At 76.7% G+C, this 649-nt stretch carries 1 pseudogene; it reads left to right on the top strand.

The features are described from left to right. Positions 1 to 158: 158 nt before the first annotated feature. A pseudogene (locus DMB42_RS52790) lies at positions 159 to 649 on the top strand (Fic family protein); the annotation flags it as partial.

The following is a 649-nucleotide window of genomic DNA, read 5'->3' as shown; positions in this document are numbered from 1 at the left end:
GTTCGGCGGCGCTGTCCGGGGCGGACTGGGCCCTGGAGGAGGTGCGCCGGCGCAGCGACTTCAGTGGCGATGCCGAGGCGCGTGCGGTGGGCGCCGCGTTGCGGCTGACCGCCGAGGCGGGGCAACTGCTGTCCGTGTAGCGGCAGTCGCCGCTGCGCGTGCTGGCCCGACTGCACCTGGTGGCGGCCGCGGACAAGGCCGACGAGGTGGGGCGGCCCCGCCAGAACGGCGAGCCGGTGGACGAACCGCTCGTCGAGCTGCCGCTGCCCGATGCCGAGGAGGCGCACGGCCGGCTGGACGGCCTGGCCGCGCTGGTCGCGGCGGGCGGTACCGCACCGGCGCTGGTGACGGCCGCGGTGGTGCACGGGGAACTGCTGGCGCTGCGTCCCTTCACCTCCCACAACGGTCTGGTCGCCCGCGCGGCTGAGCGCATCGTCCTGGTCGGCAGCGGACTGGACCCCAAGTCGGTGTGCCCGGCCGAGGTCGGTCACGCCGAGCTGGGGCGCGCGGCCTACCTGGCGGCGCTCGACGGCTACGTCTCCGGGACCCCGGAGGGTGTGGCCGCCTGGATCGCCCACTGCGGCAAGGCGGTCGCCCTGGGTGCCCGCGAGTCGACGGCGGTGTGCGAGGCGCTCCAGCGCGGGGCGGC

Origin of the sequence: Nonomuraea sp. WAC 01424, from assembly GCF_003947315.1 — a bacterium.
GTDB lineage: Bacteria > Actinomycetota > Actinomycetes > Streptosporangiales > Streptosporangiaceae > Nonomuraea > Nonomuraea spiralis.
The sequence above is the reverse complement of the archived record's forward strand: the minus strand, read 5'-3'. Positions and strand labels throughout refer to the sequence as shown.